Annotated in this window: 20 protein-coding genes; 10 read left to right on the forward strand and 10 right to left on the reverse strand. The window is 71.9% G+C overall.

All coding sequences use genetic code 11. From position 1 onward, the window contains the following. Positions 1–6 precede the first annotated feature (6 nt). Together AB0M46_RS13290 and AB0M46_RS13295 are read left to right on the forward strand one after the other, a co-directional pair. A complete protein-coding gene (locus AB0M46_RS13290; RefSeq protein ID WP_363335536.1) occupies positions 7–1113 on the forward strand; it encodes a PP2C family protein-serine/threonine phosphatase in 1107 nt (368 codons plus the stop codon). A gap of 476 nt (positions 1114–1589) precedes the next feature. Then, positions 1590–3443, forward strand: a complete 1854-nt coding sequence (locus AB0M46_RS13295; RefSeq protein ID WP_363335537.1) for an acyl-CoA dehydrogenase — start codon at positions 1590–1592, stop codon at positions 3441–3443. Between the two features lie 51 nt (positions 3444–3494). On the opposite strand, the gene AB0M46_RS13300 is transcribed toward AB0M46_RS13295, so the two are convergent. Further along, the gene (locus AB0M46_RS13300; protein WP_363335539.1) at positions 3495–3971 is read right to left on the reverse strand and encodes a histidine phosphatase family protein; all 477 of its coding nucleotides are present in this window, start codon (positions 3969–3971) and stop codon (positions 3495–3497) included. An 87-nt stretch (positions 3972–4058) separates the two neighbouring features. Between AB0M46_RS13300 and AB0M46_RS13305 the strand changes: the two genes are divergently transcribed. Beyond that, positions 4059–4322: a DUF6458 family protein gene (locus AB0M46_RS13305; protein ID WP_363335541.1), complete on the forward strand. Its 264-nt coding sequence runs from the start codon at positions 4059–4061 to the stop codon at positions 4320–4322. A 14-nt stretch (positions 4323–4336) separates the two neighbouring features. Here the strand turns inward: AB0M46_RS13305 and AB0M46_RS13310 are convergent, their stop codons facing one another. After that, positions 4337–4966: a hemolysin III family protein gene (locus AB0M46_RS13310; RefSeq protein WP_363335579.1), complete on the reverse strand. Its 630-nt coding sequence runs from the start codon at positions 4964–4966 to the stop codon at positions 4337–4339. Positions 4967–5084: 118 nt separating this feature from the next. Between AB0M46_RS13310 and AB0M46_RS13315 the strand changes: the two genes are divergently transcribed. The 3 genes from AB0M46_RS13315 (at position 5085) to AB0M46_RS13325 (ending at position 7756) form a co-directional block, all read left to right on the forward strand. After that, entirely contained in the window at positions 5085–5678 is a 594-nt protein-coding gene (locus tag AB0M46_RS13315; protein ID WP_363335543.1) for an allophanate hydrolase subunit 1, read from the forward strand. After that, on the forward strand, positions 5675–6526 hold the full coding sequence (locus AB0M46_RS13320; protein ID WP_363335545.1) for a biotin-dependent carboxyltransferase family protein: 852 nt from the start codon (positions 5675–5677) through the stop codon (positions 6524–6526). Before AB0M46_RS13315 ends, AB0M46_RS13320 begins: the two co-directional genes overlap by 4 nt. Before the next feature lie 279 nt (positions 6527–6805). Further along, positions 6806–7756 carry a 5-oxoprolinase subunit PxpA gene (locus AB0M46_RS13325; RefSeq protein ID WP_363335547.1) on the forward strand — a complete coding sequence of 317 codons (951 nt, stop codon included), beginning with the start codon at positions 6806–6808 and terminating at the stop codon, positions 7754–7756. Positions 7757–7916: 160 nt separating this feature from the next. On the opposite strand, the gene AB0M46_RS13330 is transcribed toward AB0M46_RS13325, so the two are convergent. The 8 genes from AB0M46_RS13330 to AB0M46_RS13365 form a co-directional block, all read right to left on the reverse strand. After that, positions 7917–9737, reverse strand: a complete 1821-nt coding sequence (locus tag AB0M46_RS13330; RefSeq protein ID WP_363335581.1) for an NHL domain-containing thioredoxin family protein — start codon at positions 9735–9737, stop codon at positions 7917–7919. 26 nt (positions 9738–9763) lie between these two features. After that, positions 9764–11830 (reverse strand): hypothetical protein, encoded by a 2067-nt coding sequence (locus tag AB0M46_RS13335; RefSeq protein WP_363335549.1) that lies wholly within the window; start codon positions 11828–11830, stop codon positions 9764–9766. Positions 11831–11999: 169 nt separating this feature from the next. After that, on the reverse strand, positions 12000–12134 hold the full coding sequence (locus AB0M46_RS13340; protein WP_363335551.1) for a hypothetical protein: 135 nt from the start codon (positions 12132–12134) through the stop codon (positions 12000–12002). Positions 12135–12362: 228 nt separating this feature from the next. Continuing rightward, positions 12363–13748 carry a dihydrolipoamide acetyltransferase family protein gene (locus AB0M46_RS13345; protein ID WP_363335552.1) on the reverse strand — a complete coding sequence of 462 codons (1386 nt, stop codon included), beginning with the start codon at positions 13746–13748 and terminating at the stop codon, positions 12363–12365. Between the two features lie 12 nt (positions 13749–13760). Beyond that, entirely contained in the window at positions 13761–14744 is a 984-nt protein-coding gene (locus AB0M46_RS13350) for an alpha-ketoacid dehydrogenase subunit beta (protein WP_363335554.1), read from the reverse strand. After that, positions 14744–15877: a pyruvate dehydrogenase (acetyl-transferring) E1 component subunit alpha gene (gene pdhA / locus AB0M46_RS13355; protein WP_363335556.1), complete on the reverse strand. Its 1134-nt coding sequence runs from the start codon at positions 15875–15877 to the stop codon at positions 14744–14746. The genes AB0M46_RS13350 and pdhA overlap by 1 nt, the downstream gene beginning before the upstream one ends. 236 nt (positions 15878–16113) lie before the next feature. Continuing rightward, on the reverse strand, positions 16114–16650 hold the full coding sequence (locus tag AB0M46_RS13360) for a hypothetical protein (RefSeq protein WP_363335558.1): 537 nt from the start codon (positions 16648–16650) through the stop codon (positions 16114–16116). Between the two features lie 286 nt (positions 16651–16936). Further along, complete coding sequence (locus tag AB0M46_RS13365) at positions 16937–17197, reverse strand: hypothetical protein (RefSeq protein WP_344616757.1); 261 nt, start codon at positions 17195–17197, stop codon at positions 16937–16939. A gap of 175 nt (positions 17198–17372) precedes the next feature. Here AB0M46_RS13365 and AB0M46_RS13370 point away from each other — a divergent pair, with 175 nt between their 5' ends. The 4 genes from AB0M46_RS13370 to AB0M46_RS13385 all read left to right on the forward strand — a co-directional run bounded on the left by AB0M46_RS13370 (position 17373) and on the right by AB0M46_RS13385 (position 19967). Beyond that, the gene (locus AB0M46_RS13370; RefSeq protein ID WP_363335560.1) at positions 17373–18212 is read left to right on the forward strand and encodes a helix-turn-helix transcriptional regulator; all 840 of its coding nucleotides are present in this window, start codon (positions 17373–17375) and stop codon (positions 18210–18212) included. Positions 18213–18241: 29 nt separating this feature from the next. Next, positions 18242–18442, forward strand: a complete 201-nt coding sequence (locus AB0M46_RS13375; protein WP_344616759.1) for a DUF397 domain-containing protein — start codon at positions 18242–18244, stop codon at positions 18440–18442. Between the two features lie 217 nt (positions 18443–18659). Beyond that, complete coding sequence (locus AB0M46_RS13380; protein ID WP_363335562.1) at positions 18660–19193, forward strand: GNAT family N-acetyltransferase; 534 nt, start codon at positions 18660–18662, stop codon at positions 19191–19193. 81 nt (positions 19194–19274) lie between these two features. Further along, complete coding sequence (locus tag AB0M46_RS13385) at positions 19275–19967, forward strand: DUF4192 domain-containing protein (protein ID WP_363335564.1); 693 nt, start codon at positions 19275–19277, stop codon at positions 19965–19967. Positions 19968–20034 lie beyond the last annotated feature (67 nt).

A 20034-nucleotide genomic window follows, 5' to 3' on the forward strand; every position in this document is an offset into this window, starting at 1 on the left:
GGACCTATGAAACGTCAGCTGCTTCCCGAGGCCCGCGCCGGAGTCGGCGCGGCCTTCGTGCTGCTCGCCCTCGTGCTCGTGGCCGAGGTCGCCGACGGCGTGCGGGCCGACTACGTCGGTCTGCTGGCCGCGGCGCCCTTCCTGGCCGCCGCGTTCGCGTCCTGGCCCGAGGTGCTCGCGGTCGGCAGCGCCTCCACGGTGCTGGCCTTCCTCTTCTGCTCGATCGAGCTCATGCACAGCCGCGACCGGCTGCTCGTGCTGATGCTGAACCTGGGCGGCGTGATCGTGGCCAGCGGGATCGCCTCCGCCGTGGGCGCGATCCGGCAGCGGCAGATCGCGCGGTACGCCGAGCTGTCCCGCCTCGCCTCGGTGGCCCAGGGCGCGGTGCTGCGCCCGCTCGGCCCGCAGGTCGGGCCGCTTACGGTCGCGGCCCGCTACATCTCGGCCAGCGCCGCCGCGGACATCGGCGGCGACCTCTACGAGGCGCTGGACACCCCGTACGGGGTACGCATGATCATCGGTGACGTGCGGGGCAAGGGGCTGGATGCGGTCCGCCTGGCCAGCATCGTCCTGGGGTCGTACCGCCATGTCGCCTTCGAGCGGGCCGACCTGCGCGCGATCGTGGCCGACCTGGACCGCGCGGTGGCCCGGTCGCTGGGCGACGAGGACTTCGTGACGGCGGCGCTGGTCGAGGAGCGCGGCGGGACGCTGACGATCGTCAACTGCGGGCACCCGGCGCCGCTGCTGCTGCGGCGCGGGAAGGTGGTGCCGCTCGACCCGCCGTCCAACGCGCCGCCGCTGGGCTTCATGCCGGTGGTCAAGCCGCGGGTGGAGCGGCTGGAGCCCGGGGACCGCCTGCTGTTCTTCACCGACGGGCTGGCCGAGGCGCGCCGGGACGGGCAGTTCTTCCCGACGGAGGAGCGGGCGCAGCGGCTGCTCGGGCACGGCACGGTGGCCGACGGGCTCAAGTCACTGGAGAGCGCGCTGCTGGAGTGGGTGCGCGGGCGCCTGGACGACGACATCGCGCTGGTGCTCGTGGAGTATCAGGGCGTGAAGCCGGCTCCGTCGGTGCCCAGCTGGGAGATCGGCGGGGCCGGCGTCACGTCGTCCTGATCGGCTTGGTGCGGTCTTGCCACAGCGGAGCTGGCAGGGAGGCCCCTGGGCCGACCGTTCGCCGACGGGAGCAACGGCCTGTAACTGAAGCGGACATTTGGTCCTATAAGGTTATGCGGCTTCGAGGGGTCTCTGCCGCGGGACGAGTCGGCGCATCGGGGCGCGGTGGCGACCCGTGTAGAAGCGCGGGTACTTGGGGGCGAAGAGCGAGCCCATGAAACGGACGATCATCGCGCGGCCCTCCTTCTGACTGCGAGTAACCGCTCAACGACCACGTCACCCGGCGGTGACGGCGTGTCCGCTCCTCAATCGCAACATTTCGGCACCCATCGGACACCCCTGTGTCCTGGTTCACTCGCCTGGGCCGCTTGTTGACGTTACTAGCCGGTAATAAGATGTCTGTTACCGACTGGTAACCCACGTCGGCCATGCTCGACACCGGATCAGCAGCGACCAGAGACGGGGGCCCCTCCGCGATGACCCATTACAAGAGCAATCTGCGGGACCTCGAGTTCAACCTCTTCGAGGTCTTCGGAGTCGACCAGGTACTGGGTCAGGGCCCATACGGTGACATCGACGTCGACACCGCCCGCAGCATCCTGGGCGAGGTCGACCGGCTGGCCCGCGAGGACCTCGCGGCCAGCTACACCGACGGCGACCGCAACCCGCCCGTCTTCGACCCGGCCACGCACTCGGTGCGGATGCCCGAGGCGTTCCACCAGTCGTACCGCACGTTCATGAACGCCGAGTTCTGGCGCCTGGACCTGCCGGCCGAGCTCGACGGCACCGCGGCCCCGCGCGCCCTGTGGTGGTCCATCGCCGAGCTGGTGCTGGGCTCCAACGCGCCGATCTGGATGTACGCCTCCGGCCCCTCGTTCGCCAACACGCTGCGCATCGAGGGCACCGACGAGCAGAAGCGGTGGGCCAAGCTCTTCGTCGAGAAGCAGTGGGGCTCCACGATGGTCCTGACCGAGCCGGACGCCGGCTCCGACGTCGGCGCGGGCCGCACCAAGGCGATCCCGCAGGCCGACGGGTCCTGGCACATCGAGGGCGTCAAGCGCTTCATCACCAGCGGCGAGCACGACCTGACCGAGAACATCGTCCACTACGTGCTGGCCCGCCCGGTCGACACGCCCGGCGTCGGCGGCCCGGGCACCAAGGGCCTCTCGCTCTTCGTCGTGCCGAAGTTCCACTTCGACGCCGACACCGGCGAGCTCAAGGACCGCAACGGCGTCTTCGTGACCAACGTCGAGCACAAGATGGGCCTCAAGGTGTCCACGACGTGCGAGGTCACCTTCGGCGGGCACGGCGTGCCGGCCAAGGGCTGGCTGCTCGGCGACGTCCACGAGGGCATCCGGCAGATGTTCCTCATCATCGAGTACGCCCGCATGATGGTCGGCACGAAGGCCATCGCGACGCTGTCCACCGGCTACCTCAACGCGCTCGACTACGCCAAGAGCCGGGTGCAGGGCGCCGACCTGGCCGCCACAGACAAGGCCGCGCCGCGGGTGACGATCATCAACCACCCCGACGTGCGCCGCTCGCTGTTGCTGCAGAAGTCGTACGCCGAGGGCCTGCGCGCCCTCGTCTGCTACACGGCGTCGTGGCAGGACAAGGTGGCCCTGGCCGAGGCGGCGGGCGACGAGCGGGCCGCCAAGATCGCCAAGCGGGTGAACGACCTCCTGCTGCCCCTGGTCAAGGGCGTCGGCTCCGAGCGCGCGTACGAGCTGCTCGGCCACGAGTCGCTGCAGACCTTCGGCGGGTCCGGCTTCCTGCAGGACTACCCGATCGAGCAGTACGTGCGCGACTCGAAGATCGACACGCTGTACGAGGGCACGACCGCGATCCAGAGCCTCGACCTCGTCTTCCGCAAGATCGTCAAGGACCAGGGCAAGGCGCTGCTCACCGTGGCCGCCGAAGTCCAGGCGTTCCTGGAGGCCGAGGGCGGCAACGGGCAGCTCAAGGTCGAGCGGGTGGCGCTGGGCAAGGCCCTCGCCGAGGTGCAGCAGATGCTGGGCATCTTCACCGGCTGGCTCGGCGAGGCCCAGGCCGGCGACGCGCAGGCCGTCTACAAGGTCGGCCTGAACTCGCGGCGCTTCCTGCTGGCGCTGGGCGACATCCTGGTCGGGTGGCTGCTGCAGCGGCAGGCCGAGGTCGCGCTCAAGGCCCTCGCCGGCGAGGTGTCGCCCGCGGACAGGGCCTTCTACGAGGGCAAGGTGGCGGCGGCGAAGTTCTTCGCCCACGAGGTGCTGCCGCGGGTCGGCGCCGACCGCCGCGTGATCGAGTCGACGAACCTGGACGCCATGGAGCTGGACGAGGCCGCCTTCTAGGGCCTTGCGCCGAGCTGAGGGGGAGGGCAATGGTGCCCTCCCCCTTTGCGCTCAGCCCCGGGCGGTGTGCTGGGCCGTGAGGGGGGCGGTCTCGAGGTCCATCCAGGTGCCCTCGAACCGGTGGACCGCGAGGCCCGACGTGGCCAGGCCGCCGTCGAGTGCCCGCGGGGCCAGGGAGTCGGACAGGTCCGAAAGCGTGGGATTGTGGCCGACCAGCAGCAGCGTCTGCACGCTCGCGTCCACCTGCTGCACCAGCTCCAGGGTGTCCAGCGCCGGGCCGACGTAGATGCGGTGCTCGTAGACCACCGGGACGTCCCGGAGGTCGAGCTCGTCCAGCGTCTCCCGGGTGCGGACCGCGGTGGAGCACAGCGCGGCGTCGGGTCGCAGGCCGGCCTTGCGCAGCCAGACCCCGGCCGCGGCGGCGTCGCGGTGCCCGCGCGCGGTGAGAGGCCGCTCGATGTCGGTGGCGTAGTCGTCCGGGTCGGCCGCCTTGGCGTGCCGGAGCAGGATGAGCGTGCGCACGGTCATGGAGACAAGCGTGCCCGATTGAAGAAAGTCCCGCGCGGGTAACCCACCCACAGACAGTTACCCCACAGACGCCTCGGGAGGCCTTCGATGGGTATCGGCGGAAGTATTCTCCTGATCGTCGTCGGCGCGATCATGACGTTCGGCCTCGACGACACGGACGTCGGGCCGTTCAACCTCGACACGATCGGCTGGATCCTCCAGCTCGCCGGGCTCGTCGGCCTGGTCCTCACCCTGTACTTCTGGAACTCGCGCCGCCGCACCGTCGTGGTTGCCCCGCCGCCGGCCGGCAACACCGCGATCCCCCCGACCACCGACGAGGTCGTGGAGGAGCGCCGGACGCGCCGCTACTGAGCCCCCCGCGGCCTTTAGTGGGCGTACAGGGCGAAATAGATCGCGATGTGGTGACAGATCGCCGCCACCAGGGTGCACGCGTGGAAGAACTCGTGGTGGCCGAAGACCTTCGGCCACGGGTTGGGCCGGCGAAGGGCGTAGAAAACGGCGCCGACGGTGTAGAACGCCCCGCCGGCCAGCGTGAGCACCAGCGCCGTCACGCCGCCCGAGTGCAGGATGTCGGGCAGCACGGCGACCGCGACCCAGCCCAGCGCGACGTACAGCGGGGCGGACAGCCACCGCCGTTTGCTCAAAGCCACTCCGAGCTTCATGCCCACCCCGAGCAGCGCACCACCCCAGACCGTGGCCAGGATCGCCACCCGGGTGTTGCCGCTGAGCAGCAGCACACTGAACGGCGTGTAGGTGCCGGCGATGAAAACGAAGATCATGGAGTGGTCGAGCCGTCGCATGATCTTGTACCACTTCTCCGACCACACCCGCCGGTGGTACAGCGCGCTGGTGCCGAAGAGCGCGACGACCGTGAGGCTGTACACCGCGCAGCTGATGAAGGGTCCCCACCCCGGCCGCGTGGCCGCGAGCGAGCACAGCACGATCCCGCAGACGACGGCCACCCCGGCCGCGTAAGCGTGCAGCCACCCGCGCATGCGCGGCTTGCCGAGGTCAACCGGGCGCAGCCGGGTTTCGGTCTTCACGGTCACGTCCTCCAGGTTACGGTACCGTAGGTTACTGGCAAGTATCGCCGGTGCGTCTATCGTGACGAGAGTGCAGCTTCGCCCCGTCGGCGCCGACGCGCTCCTACTGGAGGTCGACACCCCGCTGGACTGGTTCGCCGCACTCGACGCCGAGCGAGCCGCCGGCCGGCTGCCCGTGATGGACATCGTCCCCGGCGCGCGCACGGTCCTGCTGGACGGGGTCCCCGATCCCGCCGCCCTGGCCGCCCGCCTGCGCGACTGGAAGATCGACACTGCCGCGGTACCGCAAGAGCCCCCCATCGTCGTCGACGTCCACTTCGACGGCGCCGACCTGCCGTTCGTCGCCACCCACACCGGCCTGACCCCCGACGCGGTCATCGACGTGCTGACCCGCACCGACCTGACCGTCGCGTTCTGCGGCTTCGCGCCGGGCTTCGCCTACCTGAGCGGCCTGCCCTGGAACGTGCCACGCCTGCCGACCCCGCGCACCCGCGTCCCGGCCGGCTCGGTCGCCCTGGCCGCCGAGTTCGCCGGCATCTACCCCACCCCGTCCCCGGGCGGCTGGCGCATCGTCGGCCACAGCTCGGCCGAACTGTTCTCGGTCGATCGCGAGCCGCCCGCCCTGCTCACCCCCGGCCGCACCGTCCGGTTCCGCGCAGCGTGACCCCCGCCGAACTGCGGATCGAGGTCGCCGGCCCGCTGACCACCGTGCAGGACCTGGGCCGGCCCGGCTACGCGCACCTGGGCGTGCCCCGCTCGGGGGCGCTCGACCGTCCCGCGCTGCTCCTGGGCAACCGCCTGGTCGGCAACCCGGCCCCCGCCGCCGGCCTCGAGATCACGCTCGGCCCGTTCGTCGCGGTCGCCACCCACCCCGGCACGATCGCCCTGACCGGTGCCGCGGCCCCGCTGCGGGTGGGCGGCCGGCCGGCCCCGCTCAACGCCCCCGTGCCGGTGCGGGCCGGCGACCGGATCGAGGTGGGGCGGGCGGTGTCGGGCTTGCGGCCGTACCTGGCCGTCGCCGGTGGCCTGACGCCGCGGGCGGTCCTGTCCAGTCGCTCGACGGACGTGTTGTCCCTGCTCGGGCCGCCCGTGGTGCGCTCTGGCGACCGGCTGCCGGTGGGCCCGACCTCCTCGCCGCCGCCCGCCGTCGACCTCGCCCCGCGCCCTGCCCTCGGTGGCCCCCTCTCGCTGCGCATCTCCTGGGGCCCGCGCGCCGATTGGTTCGCCGATGCCAGGGTGTTGACCTCGGCGGAGTACCGCATCACGAGCGAGAGCAACCGCGTGGGGGCGCGGCTGTCGGGGCCCGGGTTGAGCCGCTCGGACGCCGCCGAGCTGCCGAGCGAGGGGATCGTGCTGGGCGCGATCCAGGTCCCCGCCGATGGCCAGCCCTTGATTTTCCTGGCCGATCACCCGACGACGGGCGGCTACCCCGTCATCGCCGTGGTCGCCGCGGCTGACCTGTCCCAGATCGCCCAGGCCCGCCCCGGCGATATCGTGCGATTTCACGCTTAATTCACGGTGGCGGCTATTCGGCTGCTGGTCCCACACCCGCGGCTCCGCGTCCCGCCGGACGCTCGTCCGTTTCGTGCAGTTCACGTGCCTTTTCGGGGTGATGTCCCCGTCCCCGCCGTACCGCGCGGCCGGGACTGTCGGAGGTGGTGCTCCCGCTGTCCGTGCGGCGATTTGTCCCTAAAGGCCGGAATCTCGGCAGGCCATGGCTCGTCGGCCACGGCCCGCGGCTCATCGCAGTCTCGGCCGGGCGGGCAGGCCAAGCGGCTATTGTCCGATTCCGTGGTAGACCTCAACAGTGACCTAGGCGAGGGCTTCGGCGTGTGGCGCCTCGGCGACGACGACGCCCTGCTGTCCATCGTGACCAGCGCGAACGTGGCCTGCGGCTTCCACGCCGGCGACCCAACGACCATGCGCCGCGTGAGCGACCGGGCCGCCGCCCTGGGCGTGCGCGTGGGCGCCCAGGTCAGCTACCGCGACCTGGCCGGCTTCGGCCGCCGCCGCATCGACGTCGCCCCGGACGAGCTGGCCGACGAACTGCGCTACCAGATCGGCGCGCTGGCCGCCTTCGCCCCGGTCGCCTACCTCAAGCCCCACGGTGCCCTGTACAACACCGCCGCCGTCGACCCCGCCCACGCCGCCGCGGTGGTCGCCGCCGCCTGCGCCGCCAGCGGCCTTCCGACGCCTCTCGCCGGCGGGCGGCCGGCTGCCTCGCCCATCAACCTACCGCCGGCATCGACCACGGGCGGCCCCGAAGCGTCCGCCCCCAGCGAACACCCGACCCCGGCCACCACCGACCAACACCAAGCCGACGAGCGCCGCCCCGAAGCTCGCCGCCCCGAGGAGCGTCACCTCGAAGAGCGCCGAGCCGTCGAGCGGCAAGGCGCCGGGCTGCCGGTGCTCTGCCAGCCCGGCTCGGTGCTGGCCCGGCTGGCGGCCGAGGCCGGCCTCCGGGTCGTGGCCGAGGGCTTCGCCGACCGCGGGTACCTCCCCGACGGCCGCCTGGTCCCCCGCGGCTCGGCCGGCGCGCTCGTCACCGACGTTGCCGCAGTCACCGCCCGGGCCGTCCGCATGGCGGTCGAGGGCGTGGTCGAGGCGATCGACGGGACCGTCATCCCGATGCCGATCGAGTCGCTGTGTGTCCACGGCGACACGCCCGGCGCGGTCGACATGGCCCGCGAGGTACGGGCCGCGCTGCTGGCGGCCGGAGTGACGGTCGAGCCGTTCGTGTAGTGGAGAGGCAGAGAGGCTGACGGGCGGAGAAGCTGACAGGCGCAGAGGCACGGACCTCGGCGGCGGTGCCACGCTGTTCTATTCCACCGTAACCAATGCCACCAAACCCGCGATCTCCAAGCCGCTCGATCATGACCGCAGCGTGGAGACCGCGGTTGCGCTACGTGTCCATCCCCCGCAGGATCAGCGGCAGGCGGGCGGCGCCGTCCGCTGACACGTGGATCGGGACGCCCCAGTCCTGCCTGGTCAGGTGGCAGGCGGGGTACTCGGCGTCGATGTCGCAGGTGGCGGCCTGGGCCACGACCTGCAGTACGCCCTCGGGGACGTCCCCGGACAGGACCAGCCGGCGGCGCAGGTCGGTCGTCACGCCGGCGCCCTCGACGAGCAGCTCCGGCGGGGAGGCGGACACCTCCAGGCGGGTCGACGGGCCGAACGACTCGTCGAGCTTCTGGCCGGGGGCCGGCTCGAAGATGAGGTCCAGCTCGACCGGGCCGGGCGAGAGCAGGGTCGGCGGGCGCTCGGTGCGGTGGCGCACGCCGTTGACATCAATACCAAGAGCAGACAGGGTGCCGGCGGCCAGGCGGACCAGGCGGTGGGCGCCGGACTCGACCACCACGATGTCGCCGTCCTGGGTCTGCACGAGGTCGCTCGGCTCCTGCAGGCCGTCGAGGACCGTCGTCACCTGGGCGTCGGCGATGCGGCGCACGGCGCCGTTGTACGTGTCGGCCACCAGGACGCTGCCGTCCGCCAGGGCCAGCACGCCCAGCGGGTGCTGGAGCAGCGCCTGGGAAGCCGGGCCGTCGACGTGGCCGAAATCGAACAGGCCCTGGCCGGTGGCGGTGTGCATCTCGTCGTCCTCGATCCACCGGACCGCGGACGACTCGCTGTCGGCGATCCACAGCCGGCGGCCGTCGGGGGAGGCGGACAGGCCGGACGGCTGGGCCATCCAGACCTCGTGCAGCGGGCCGTCCTTGAGCGCCTCGACGGTCGTGCCGGCGTACGTGCCGGCGGTCCGCTTCACCGGGTCGAACCACCACAGCTGGTGGATGCCGGCCATCGCGATGATGACCTTCCCGTCGTACCACGCCAGGTCCCACGGCGACGACAGGTCCACGGCCAGCGAGTCGTGCGCGTCGAAGTCGACCGTGCCGCGCCACTGGCGGCCGGTGCCGGCCACGGTCGTGACCTCGCCGGTCGACAGCTTGAGGCCGCGCAGGAGGTGGTTGACCGTGTCGGCGACCACGACGTCGTACCCGGCGATCTCGGCGGTGTGCGGCGGCAGCAGGCACAGGCCGGCGGGCTCGGAGAACTCGGGCTCGGTGCCGTCCTTGCGGCCCCGCCGACCGGTGCCGATGCGCCGCGCGAGCGTCTCGTTGTCGGCGGCGAGCTCGACGAGGGACTGGTGCGTGCTGTCGGCCACGAGAAAATGGCCGGACGGCAGCGCCAGCGCCTTTCCGGGAAAGCGCAAAAGCGACAGATCCGGATTCGGTACGGCATGAGCCGAGTCGCCCCGCCGCAGCGTCCCGCGGGCCTCGTGCAGCGCGACGAGCTCCTCGATGAGCCGGACGAGCCCTTCGGCATGGCCCTCGCCGGCCATGTTGGCCACGACGTAGCCCTCGGGGTCGATCACCGTCAGGGTCGGCCACGCCTTCGCGGCGTACTGCTGCCACATCCCCAGCTCGGGGTCGTCCAGCACCGGATGGTCCACGCCGTAGCGCTCGACCGCCGCGGCCAGCGCCGCCGCGTCCTTCTCGTGCTCGAACTTGGGGCTGTGCACGCCGATTGTGACCAGGACGTCGGCGAAGCGCTCCTCGAGGGGCCGCAGTTCGTCCAGCACGTGCAGGCAATTGACGCAGCAGAAGGTCCAGAAGTCGAGCAGCACGATCTTGCCGCGCAGGTCCGTCAGGCGCAGGTCCTCGCCGCCGGTGTTGAGCCATCCGCGCCCGTGCAGCCCGGGTGCGCGTACCCGGGCCTTGAGCAGCGGCGAGTCGGCGTTCGAGGTCGGGCTCACTTCTGGCTCGCCGGTCGGAGGCACAGCACCTGCTCGGGCTCGCCCTTGTGCTGCAGCACGATGTACGGCTGGCTGGCGTCCGAGCAGCTCTCCGGCTTGTCCACCTTGGAGACGATCCGGAACGCGTCCTTGTCCGAGCAGTCGGCTCCCTTGGCCCCGTCCCCGGACTGCTTGACGCACGAGTTGACCGCGTAGCTGGTCCCCCCGACGTTGCTGACCTTGACCACGATCGCCGTCCCGGCCACGGCCAGCAGGAAGATCGCCACCACGATGGCCAGCCCGGCCAGCAGCCCCAGCCGGCGCTTGACCGGCGGCTCGGGCGTGGGCGGTGCGTCCTCCTCGACGGCGGGCATGGCCGGCACGGTTTCCCCGGGCATCGTGACGAGATCGCCGAACCGCGGCCCGCCGGACATGGGCCCGGCCCCCGGCGGTGCCGACGCCTGATACATCCCCGGCCCGGAAGCCTGGTACCCGGCCCCGCTGACCGGCCCCGCCCCGAACGGCGCCTCACTGCTGGGCGCGCCCCCATAGGGCCCCCCGGGCGCCCCGTACGGCGACCCACCATCGGGCTCCGGCTCCCCGCCAGGCGTCCAGAACGGAGCATTGGAGGGCGTGGCCCCCGCGGGCGAGGCCGCCCCCTGGTACGCCCCGGGCGGCGGATACACCCCGGCACTCCCATCCGCGGGCGGATAACCCCCGGCAGATCCGGACGCCGGCGGCGCCGAAGACGGGTAGGCCCCGGACGCGGGTGGCGCAGACGACGGGTAGACCCCGGCAGATCCGGAGGCGGGCGGTGCTGACGACGGGTAGACCCCCGCGGACCCCGAGGACGGATAGACCCCGCCAGATCCGGAGGCGGGCGGGGGCGAGGAGGGGTAGACGCCGGCGGAGCCGGAGCTGCCGACGGTTCCGGGCGGCGCGGAGGTGGGCGCTCCCGGGGCCGGGCCGCCGGAGACGGGCGGGATCGAGACTTGGGCGCGGGCCCCGTACGTGCGGGGGCCCGGGCCGTAGTCCGCCGGGATCTGGCCGAGGTTCGGCGGGGCGGGCACCTGGGCGCTTCCGCCCGGGACCTGGGCCGAGCCGGGGGGAACCTGGGCGCTGCCGAACGGCACCTGAGCGCTGCCGGTGGGCACCTGGGCCGAGCCCGTCGGGACCTGCGCGCTGCCGGTGGGAATGCGGGCGCTGCCGGTGGGTGGCGTGTTGCCGCCGGTGGAGATCGGTGCGGTGCTGGGCGGGACCTGGGCGCTGCCGGTGGGCACGCGGGCGGATCCGGTGGGTGGCGTGCTGCCGCCGGTCCAGACCTGGGCGCTGCCGGTCGGCACGCGGGCGCTACCCGTCGGGACCTGAGCGGAGCCGCCGGGCGCCGGGTCGCCGCTCGTCGGGGCCTGGCCGAAGGGCGGCGGGACCTGGGCCGAGCCGGTGGGGATGCGGGCGCTGCCCGAGATGGGGGCGCCCGGGGGCGGGGCGGCCGGCGAGACGGCCCAGGGGCTGGCCTCGGCGGCTCCGCCCGAGGCGGCCGGGGGAGGCGGGGCGGTCCAGGGGCTCGGCTCCGGGGCGGGCGGGCCGGGGTTGGCCGGGGTGAAGCCGGGGAAGCTCCCGGTCGGGCCGGTGGCCGGTGGCGGGAACTGGCCCGGCACCGAGGCCTTGCCCGAGGCGCCGCTCGACGGGGCGGTGCCCGGAGGGGCCTGCGGCACGCGGGGCGGCAGGGGGCCGGCCGGCGGGAACGGGCCGGGGCGCTCGGCGGGCTGGGCGTCGTCGTCGAAGGCCGACGGCGTGAACTGGGACGGCGCCGGGTACGAAGCGGCCGGCGGCGGGGCATCAAAAGGTGGGGCACCGTAGGTCGGAGCACCGTACGCAGGGGTGCCGTAGGCGGGGGCGCCGTAGGGCGGGGCCGACTGCGGGCGGGCGGGATCATCGGACGGGTGCGGGTCTGGGGAGGGGGCGGGCGAGGACGGGACCGGCACCGACGCCGTGGCGCGTACGGCCGGGGCCCGGCCGGTCGGCGGCGTGCTCGCCGCAGCCTCGTCCGGCTGGTCGGACGGGTGCTGCTGGTCGGACGTCATGCTTGCCTCCTGTTGGTCAGACCCTTGCGACCGTAGTCGACCGGGGACAGCCATGGCAGAGCCGGTGCCGAGGTTCGTTGGTAGGGGCTAGCAAATCAGTTGGGGGCGGGACAACGAAAACCGCCCCGGTCCGTGGAGGCGGGGACCGGGGCGGTTTGGGCGGAAATGCCTAACTGCGGTTGATCATGGCTTGGAGTTCGTCGCGGAGGGCGGCGGACGGGTTCTTGGCGAGGGCGCGCTCGATGGCGTCCATGCGGCGGGCGGCGGTGCGGCGGGCCTTGTAGCGCTCGAAGAAGGTGCTCATGGCGGGGCTCCCGGGTGGCGTAAGGAGGGCTTGGTTTCGCATCCATTACACGCCGGGCGGAAGATTCATAGCCAGCGAATATGAGGTGATGCGGGCCACCGGCCGACGAATCGTAGGTGAGCGGCCTGGCAAAAGCCCTGTTCGTCGGCCATATGACAGTGGCCCCGCACTCGCGTGCGGGGCCACTGCGGGCGGATTGGCCTGCTCGGCGAGCGGGCCGGCGGTGCCTCAGCTCCAGGCGAGCAGGGCCGCCTCCGGGTCTTCCAGGAAGGCGCCGAGGTCGCGCAGGAACTTCGAGCCGAGCTCGCCGTCGATGATGCGGTGGTCGAAGGACAGGCCCAGGGTGGTCACCTGGCGCACCTTGACCTTGCCCTTGTGGACCCACGGCTGCTCGCGGACGGCGCCGAAGCACAGGATCGCCGCCTCGCCCGGGGGCAGGATCGGGGTGCCGGTGTCGACGCCGAAGACGCCGACGCTGGTGATCGTGAACGTGCCGCCGGTCATGTCCGCGGGGGGCGTCTTGCCCTCGCGGGCGGTGCCGACCAGCGCGTTGAGCGCGTCGGCCAGCTCCCGGGTGGACAGGTCCTGGGCGTCCTTGATGTTCGGCACGATCAGGCCGCGCTGGGTGGCCGCCGCGATGCCGAGGTTGACGTAGTGCTTGACGACGATCTCGTCGCCCGCCCAGGTCGAGTTGACGACCGGGTGCCGGCGCAGCGCCACCAGCGCCGCCTTGGCCACCATGAGCAGCGGGGAGACGCGCACGTCCCGCCAGTCGCGGTTGGCCTTGAGCCGCTCCAGCGCCTTCATCGACCGGGTTACGTCGACCGTGAGGAACTCGGTCACGTGCGGGGCGGTGAACGCGCTGGCCACCATGTTCTCCGCGGTCAGCTTGCGCACGCCCTTGACCGGAATGCGCTCCTCCCGCTCGCCGGCGGCCCGGGCCGGGCGGGCGGCGGTCACGGCGGCCGGGGCCGACTGTGCCGAGAGCACGTCGTCGCGGCTGATCGAGCCGTTCGGACCGGTGCCCACGATGCCGACGAGGTCGACGCCGAGGTCCCGGGCCAGCTTGCGCACGGGCGGCTTGGCCAGCACGGCGCCGTTGGGCCGCGCGACGGCGACCGGCGCCGGGGCGGGCTTCGGCGGCGGTGTGGGCTCCTGCGGTACCGCGGCAGGCTCTTGAACCGGTGCGGAGCCCGACGCCCGGGGGCGGCGCTTGGCCACGGCGGTGCGGGGCCCGTAACCCACGAGCACGGCGGTGCGGCCCCCGGGAGCGGGACCACCGATGAGGCCGGGCTCGACCGGTGCGTCGCCCGCCACCTCGACGGCGGCCAGCGACGCGGCCGAGGGCGCGGGCAGATCGCCGGCGCCCGGGTCGGTGTCGATCGCGATGATCGGCTGGCCGACCTCCACCATCGAGCCCTCGGGGTGGAAGATCCTGGTGACCTTGCCGGCCCACTTCGCCGGGATCTCGACGGCCGCCTTCGCGGTCTCGACCTCGACGATCGGCTGGTTGAGGGTGATGGTGTCGCCCTCGTGCACGAGCCACTTGAGGATCTCGCCCTCGGTGAGACCCTCACCGAGGTCGGGCAGGTTGAACTCTTTGAGCCTGGTCATGAGCGCGGCCCCCTAGAACCCGAACGAGCGGTCGACGGCGTCGAGCACCCGGTCGAGGTCCGGCAGGTACTCCTCCTCGAGGCGGGCGGCCGGGTACGGCGTGTCGAAGCCGGTGACCCGCAGGACCGGGGCCTCGAGGGAGTAGAAGCACTCCTCGGTGATCCGGGCCGAGAGCTCGGCGCCGAGGCCGAGGTTGCCGGGGGCCTCGTGGACGACGACCGCGCGGCCGGTGCGCCGGACCGACTCGTACACCGGGCGCATGTCCAGCGGGGAGAGCGTGCGCAGGTCGATGACCTCCAGCGAGCGCCCGTCCTCCTCGGCCGCGGTGGCGGCGTCCAGGGCGGTGCGCACCATGGGGCCGTAGGCCAGCACGGTCACGTCGGTGCCGGGGCGGGCGACCCGCGAGGCGTGCAGCGGCAGGCTCGCCGAGTCGACGTTGACCTGGCCCTTCTCCCAGTAGCGGCGCTTGGGCTCCAGGAAGATGACCGGGTCGTCGGACTCGATCGACTGCTGGATCATCCAGTACGCGTCGTCGGGGTTCGCGCACGAGACGACCTTGAGGCCGGCCGTGTGCGCGAAGTAGGCCTCCGGTGACTCGGAGTGGTGCTCCACCGCGCCGATGCCGCCGCCGAACGGGATGCGGATGACGATCGGCAGGCTGACCTTGCCCTGCGAGCGGTAGTGCAGCTTGGCCACCTGCGACACGATCTGGTCGTAGGCCGGGTAGACGAAGCCGTCGAACTGGATCTCGCAGACCGGGCGGTAGCCGCGGATGGCGAGGCCGACCGCGGTGCCGACGATGCCGGACTCGGCCAGCGGGGTGTCGATGACCCGCTCGTCGCCGAAGTCCTTCTGCAGGCCGTCGGTGATGCGGAAGACGCCGCCGAGCTTGCCGACGTCCTCGCCCATGATCAGGACCTTGGGGTCGCGCTCCATGGCCCGGCGCAGGCCGGTGTTGAGCGCCTTGCCGATCGTGAGGTTCTCCGCGGCGGCCATCAGTGCCCACTCCCCTCGAAGGACGCAAGGTACTTGGCGAACTGTTCCTTCTGCTGCGCGAGCTCGGGCGAGCCGTGCGGGTACACGTGGTCGAACAGCGTCATGGGGTCGGGGTTGGGCATGTTGAGCACCCGCTCGCGCAGGTCGACGGCGGTCACCCGGGCCTCCTCGTCGACCGCGTCGAAGTAGTCGTCCTTGGCCATGCCCTGCTTGGTGAGGAAGGTGCGCAGGCGCAGGATCGGGTCCTTGGCCTGCCAGGCCTCGACCTCGCTGGCGATCCGGTAGCGGGTCGGGTCGTCGGAGGTGGTGTGCGCGCCCATGCGGTAGGTGTAGGCCTCGATGAGCGACGGGCCCTGGCCGTGCCGGGCGTCGTCGAGCGCCTTGCGGGTCACCGCATAGCAGGCGAGCACGTCGTTGCCGTCCACCCGCAGGCCGGGGAAGCCGAAGCCGCTGGCCCGGTGGTACAGCGGCACCCGGGTCTGGCGCTCCAGCGGCTCGGAGATCGCGTACTGGTTGTTCTGGCAGAAGAACACCAGCGGCGTGTTGAAGACCGAGGCCCAGATGAAGGCCTCGTTGACGTCGCCCTGGCTGGTGGCGCCGTCGCCGAAGTACGCGATGACGGCCTCGCCGTCGTCGGAGCCGACCTTGCCGTCCTTGGTGATGCCCATGGCGTAGCCGGTCGCGTGCAGCGTCTGGGCGCCGATGACGATCGTGTACATGTTGAACTTGAACTCGTTGGGGTCCCAGGCGCCCTGGTCGACCCCGCGGAACAGGCTCAGCGGCATGATCGGGTCGATGCCGCGGGTGTAGAGAACGCCATGTTCGCGGTACGTCGGGAAGGCCATGTCCTGCGCCCGCAGTGCCCGGCCCGAGCCGACCTGGGCCGCCTCCTGGCCCAGCAGGCTCGCCCAGATGCCCAGCTCGCCCTGGCGCTGCAAGGCGGTCGCCTCGGCGTCGAGCTTCCGGACCACCACGAGGTCGTGGTAGAGCGAGCGGTACTCCTCGTCGGTGAAGTCGACCGCGTAGCCGGGGTGCTCGACCCGCTCGCCCTCGGGGGTCAGTAGCTGCACGAACGCGGGTTCAGGCGCGGCCCGCGTCCCTGTGGTGCGGGCCTTTGCTTCGCCCTTCGCCATCCGTTTCTCCCTGTCGTCTCTCGCGTCGGCAGCGGGGGTGACCCTGCCGCGCAGCGGGGGTGGCTGCCACGCGGCGACCCGGTGGGGTCGGCGCGTCGCGGTGGGCATGACGGTTGCTCATGCCCGGGAGCCGGCCCCGGGCTCTGCCTCGCAGGGTATGCGGAGGCTACGGCCCCGTTGCCGGTGTGTGTCCAGCATCGCAGAAGCCGTGTCGATCGACACACCGGTGTCTCACTTCACCGCCGGGTTGATCCCGGAAAATAACCCCATGTCGGGCACTGCCTCCGGGGGTACGTCGCGTTAGTCCGGTTGTCACCGACGTTTGGAGCCCTCTTGCAGTCCGACGTGCGCCACCACCGGCTGTTCTCCCCGAACCGGCGGCCGCTGTTCATCTCCGCGCTGCTGGTGCTGCTCACCTCGGTGCCGACGATGATCGTCGTGGCGGCCGGCAGCGCGACCCTGGACACCGCGCCCGTCACCCGCTCGCCCGTCGTCGCCGAACCGCCGCCGGGGCCGGTCGTGGTGGGCTCGGGCCCGACGCCCGGGCCGCACCCGTCGCGGGGCACGCCGACGCCGCCGGTGCCGCCCGCGGAGCGGTCGAACTCGTCGCCGAGCAAGGGCGGCGGCTCCGGCGGGGGCGCGGCGGTCCGGCGCTCGCACGGGACGCCGGGCCGGACCTCGGGCTCGTCGCCGGGCTCGTCCCCGGCGTTACCGGAGGAGACCGCGCCGCCGATCCAGGATCGGGCGTGGCCCGGCTGGGACGACGGGATCAAGGGCGACCGGGAGTCGATACCGGTCGCATGGCGACAGCAGCATCCATCAAAGTCGGTCGATCGGTTGGTTCCGGTCGGCCGATTCGGCGTTTCTGGGCTATCGTCCGGCCCGCGTGTTGGAGTTGCGCGTGACGACCGCCCACGCCGTCGTGAACGGCTTACACGGCCACTGGGCGCAGCCGGCGGTGCAGCCTCGGCCGGACCCGCCGCGGACCCGTTGGTGCCGCTCGACGCACCGGCGCGCATCCGTCACCGCGTGGTCGTAAATGACCGCCATTGATGCTCCTCAGACCCCTTGGGCCGCGGGCGCGGTCCAGAGCAGGCGGGCGTGGTACAGCTGCTGCGCCGCGGCCAGAGCGGCCTCGGCCGAACGGAACACGGCGACCTCGGACTTGCCGTTGCCGAGGCGCCAGGTGAGCACCGCCTGATCGGGCAGCTCGTGCCCCCAGGCCACCACTTGGGGATGATCGTCGTCGAGTGGATCGGCGACAATGCCGAAGAGTCGTGGTGCTCCCTCGAGCAGGATCGTGTCGTCCTCGAACACCACTTGATCTCCCTCCGGCTGGGGAGTGGTCTGTGACCAACCCAGAATGCACGTGCAGGTTTCGCGCGGCAATACGTCAGGTCGAAGTTGAGTAGAGCAAGCCAATCGCTCAGACGCTGAGGCGCTTGCGCACTCCCCGGGTAACGGACACACTCGTCCTGAGTAATGGAGGTGAGCGGTGTCCAGCGCCCACAGCCCCACGTTCCCCAGATTCCAGTTGGGCAAGCAGCTGCGCGAGTTGCGTGAGCGCGCCCGTCTCACCACGGAGGACGTCGGCCTGCAACTGGACTGCTCGCCCAGCACCATCAGCCGGATGGAGGGCGGCAAGGTCGGAATCCGCCGCAGCGCGCTGGAGAAGCTGCTGGAGATTTACGACGTACAGGATCAGGAACTGATCGACACGTTGGTCGTCCTCGCGAAGGAGGGCAAGACCCGCGGCTGGTTCGCGCGCTACGGGGACCTTCCGGCGAGCTACACGCGGTACATCGGGCTGGAGTCCAGCGCCATCGAGATGCGCGACTACGAGGCGCTCGTGGTGCCGGGCATGCTGCAGACCGAGGAGTACACGCGGGCTCTGCTCGCCGCGTCGCCGGGCGAGTCCGACGACGCGGTCGAGGCACACGTCAAGGCCCGCCGCGACCGGCAGCTCCTGATCACCCGTGCCGAACAACCATTGCAACTCATCGCGGTCCTCGATGAGAGCGTCATCCGGCGCAGCATCGGCGGACCCGACGTCATGCGGTCGCAGCTCAAGCACCTGGCCGACATGGGCCGGGTGAGGAACGTGACGATCCAGATCCTGCCCTTCTCCGGAGGGGCATATGCCGGCATGGCTGGCTCGTTCGCGATCCTCAAGTTCCATGGTGCACCAAGCGTCGTATATGCCGAGGCCATGACCGGTGATATCTATCCGGCCGCCGATGATGTGCAGCGGTACCACGACGTGTTCGAGAACCTGCGAGCTGCCGCGCTCAGCCCGCTCGAGTCAGTCAAACTGATCGACGACGCGACCGACTGAGCCTGGCCCAGACCCGAAGGAGTGCGCAGATGGCTGCGCTGAACGAGCGGTGGCACAAGCCCACCCGGAGCGGCAACAACGGACAGTGCGTCGAGGCACGGTTCGTCGACGGCGTCGTCGAGGTCCGCAACTCCAATGCCCCAGCGGCGGGGCTCGTGCGCTTCACCCGCGAGGAATGGGAGACCTTCATCGCGGCGGTTGACGTGGACGGCGAATTCCGCCTGCCGTAGTTTTCTGTCGCCATCACGGACCAACAGCGAAGGGACGGCCCCGACCGGCCGTCCCTTCGTCGTAGCTGCGAGCCGTTCTGGATGTTACGACGTTGCGGTACCGGCCGGTACTGGACGGGCCCGAGTAGTGCGTTGCCGCAAAAAGTCGCGAATCGGGCCCGGTAGCAATCCGGCGATGTGGGTGTCGGGGCCCGCTCCGGCGGAGTAACTATGAGTTATGACCACCCAGGTGTCGCCGGCCCCGAAGGCGTCGGCCCTCACGATCCGGGCCTACCGCCCGACCGACCATCGAGAGTGCCGCCTGCTGTGGGCGGAGCTGACCGCGGCCGACGCCGGGCTCTACGGGACGAAAACCGAGGACAACTCGGGGGCGGCCTTCGAGGAGTACCTCACCCGCCTCGACCTGTCGGGGATGTGGGTCGCCTCGGACGCCGGCGGTGCCGTGGTCGGCATGGTCGGGCTGCTGCTGGACGGCCGCGGCGGGCAGGTGGAGCCGCTGGTGGTGGCGTCCGCGCGGCGGGGTGAGGGCATCGGGCGGGCGCTGCTGTCGCACGTCGCCGACCAGGCTCGGCGGCGGGGCCTCGGGCAGCTGAGCATCTCGCCGTCCGCGCGCAACCTGGACGCCATCCGGTGCCTGCACGCGGCCGGGTACGACGCGCTGGCCCGGGTGACCCTGGCGATCGATCTCGGCCGCAAGGCATCCGTCTGGGAAGACGGCATCGATCTGCACGATCTGCGATTCCGGCGCTGAGAGTTATCCACAGGCAACCGGCTTATCCACAGCCGAAAACCGCTAGCCCACGGCGGGCCCGGCGGGGCCCAGGCTCGACGCATGGCTTCCCGACTGCGTCCGCGCGGGCCGGCCGAACTGCTCTCGGCCATGCCCTACATGCTCGGCTTCCATCCGACCGACAGCCTCGTCGCGCTGGGGCTGCGTGGTGCCTCGCTGCACCTGCTGCTACGAAGCGACCTGCCCTCTTCCTCCGGCGAGCTGCCCCGCTCCTCCGGCGACCTGCTCCTCTCTTCCGGCGATGGCGGCCCACCCCATTCCTCTGGCGACGGCGGCGCGCTGGCCTCCCCTGGTGACGGCGACGTGCCGGCTTCCTCCGATGACGGCGGCGTGCTGGCCGAGCAGTACGCCAACATGTTACGGCGCAATGGGCTCGACGGGGCCCTGCTGATCGGGTACGGGCCGGCGGACCGGGCCGAGCCGTTCCTGCGCACCGTGGCCGCCGCGCTGACCGGCTGCGGGATCCCGCTGCTGGACGTGCTGCGCACGCACGAGGGGCGCTTCTGGTCGCTGGCCTGCGAGCGGCCCGACTGCTGCCCGCCGGAGGGGCGGCCCTTCGACCCCACGACGTCGGTCATCGCGGCGGAGGCGACGCTGGCCGGCCTGGTGGCCCTGCCGGATCGCTCGGCGGTGGCGGCCGGTTTCGCCGGTCCCTCGGGCCCCGCGCTGGCCGCGATGGAGGAGGCCGGCAACCGGGCCAATCTTCGCGACCTGAGTACTCGTCACCACAGGTAGCCGCAGTCCTGTTGCTCGCGCGGCTGGCGGCCACGGGATTCGTCCGGGGCGCTCACCGCCGTGCCAG

It is taken from the genome of Dactylosporangium sp. NPDC051485, assembly GCF_040682015.1.
Classification (GTDB): domain Bacteria; phylum Actinomycetota; class Actinomycetes; order Mycobacteriales; family Micromonosporaceae; genus Dactylosporangium.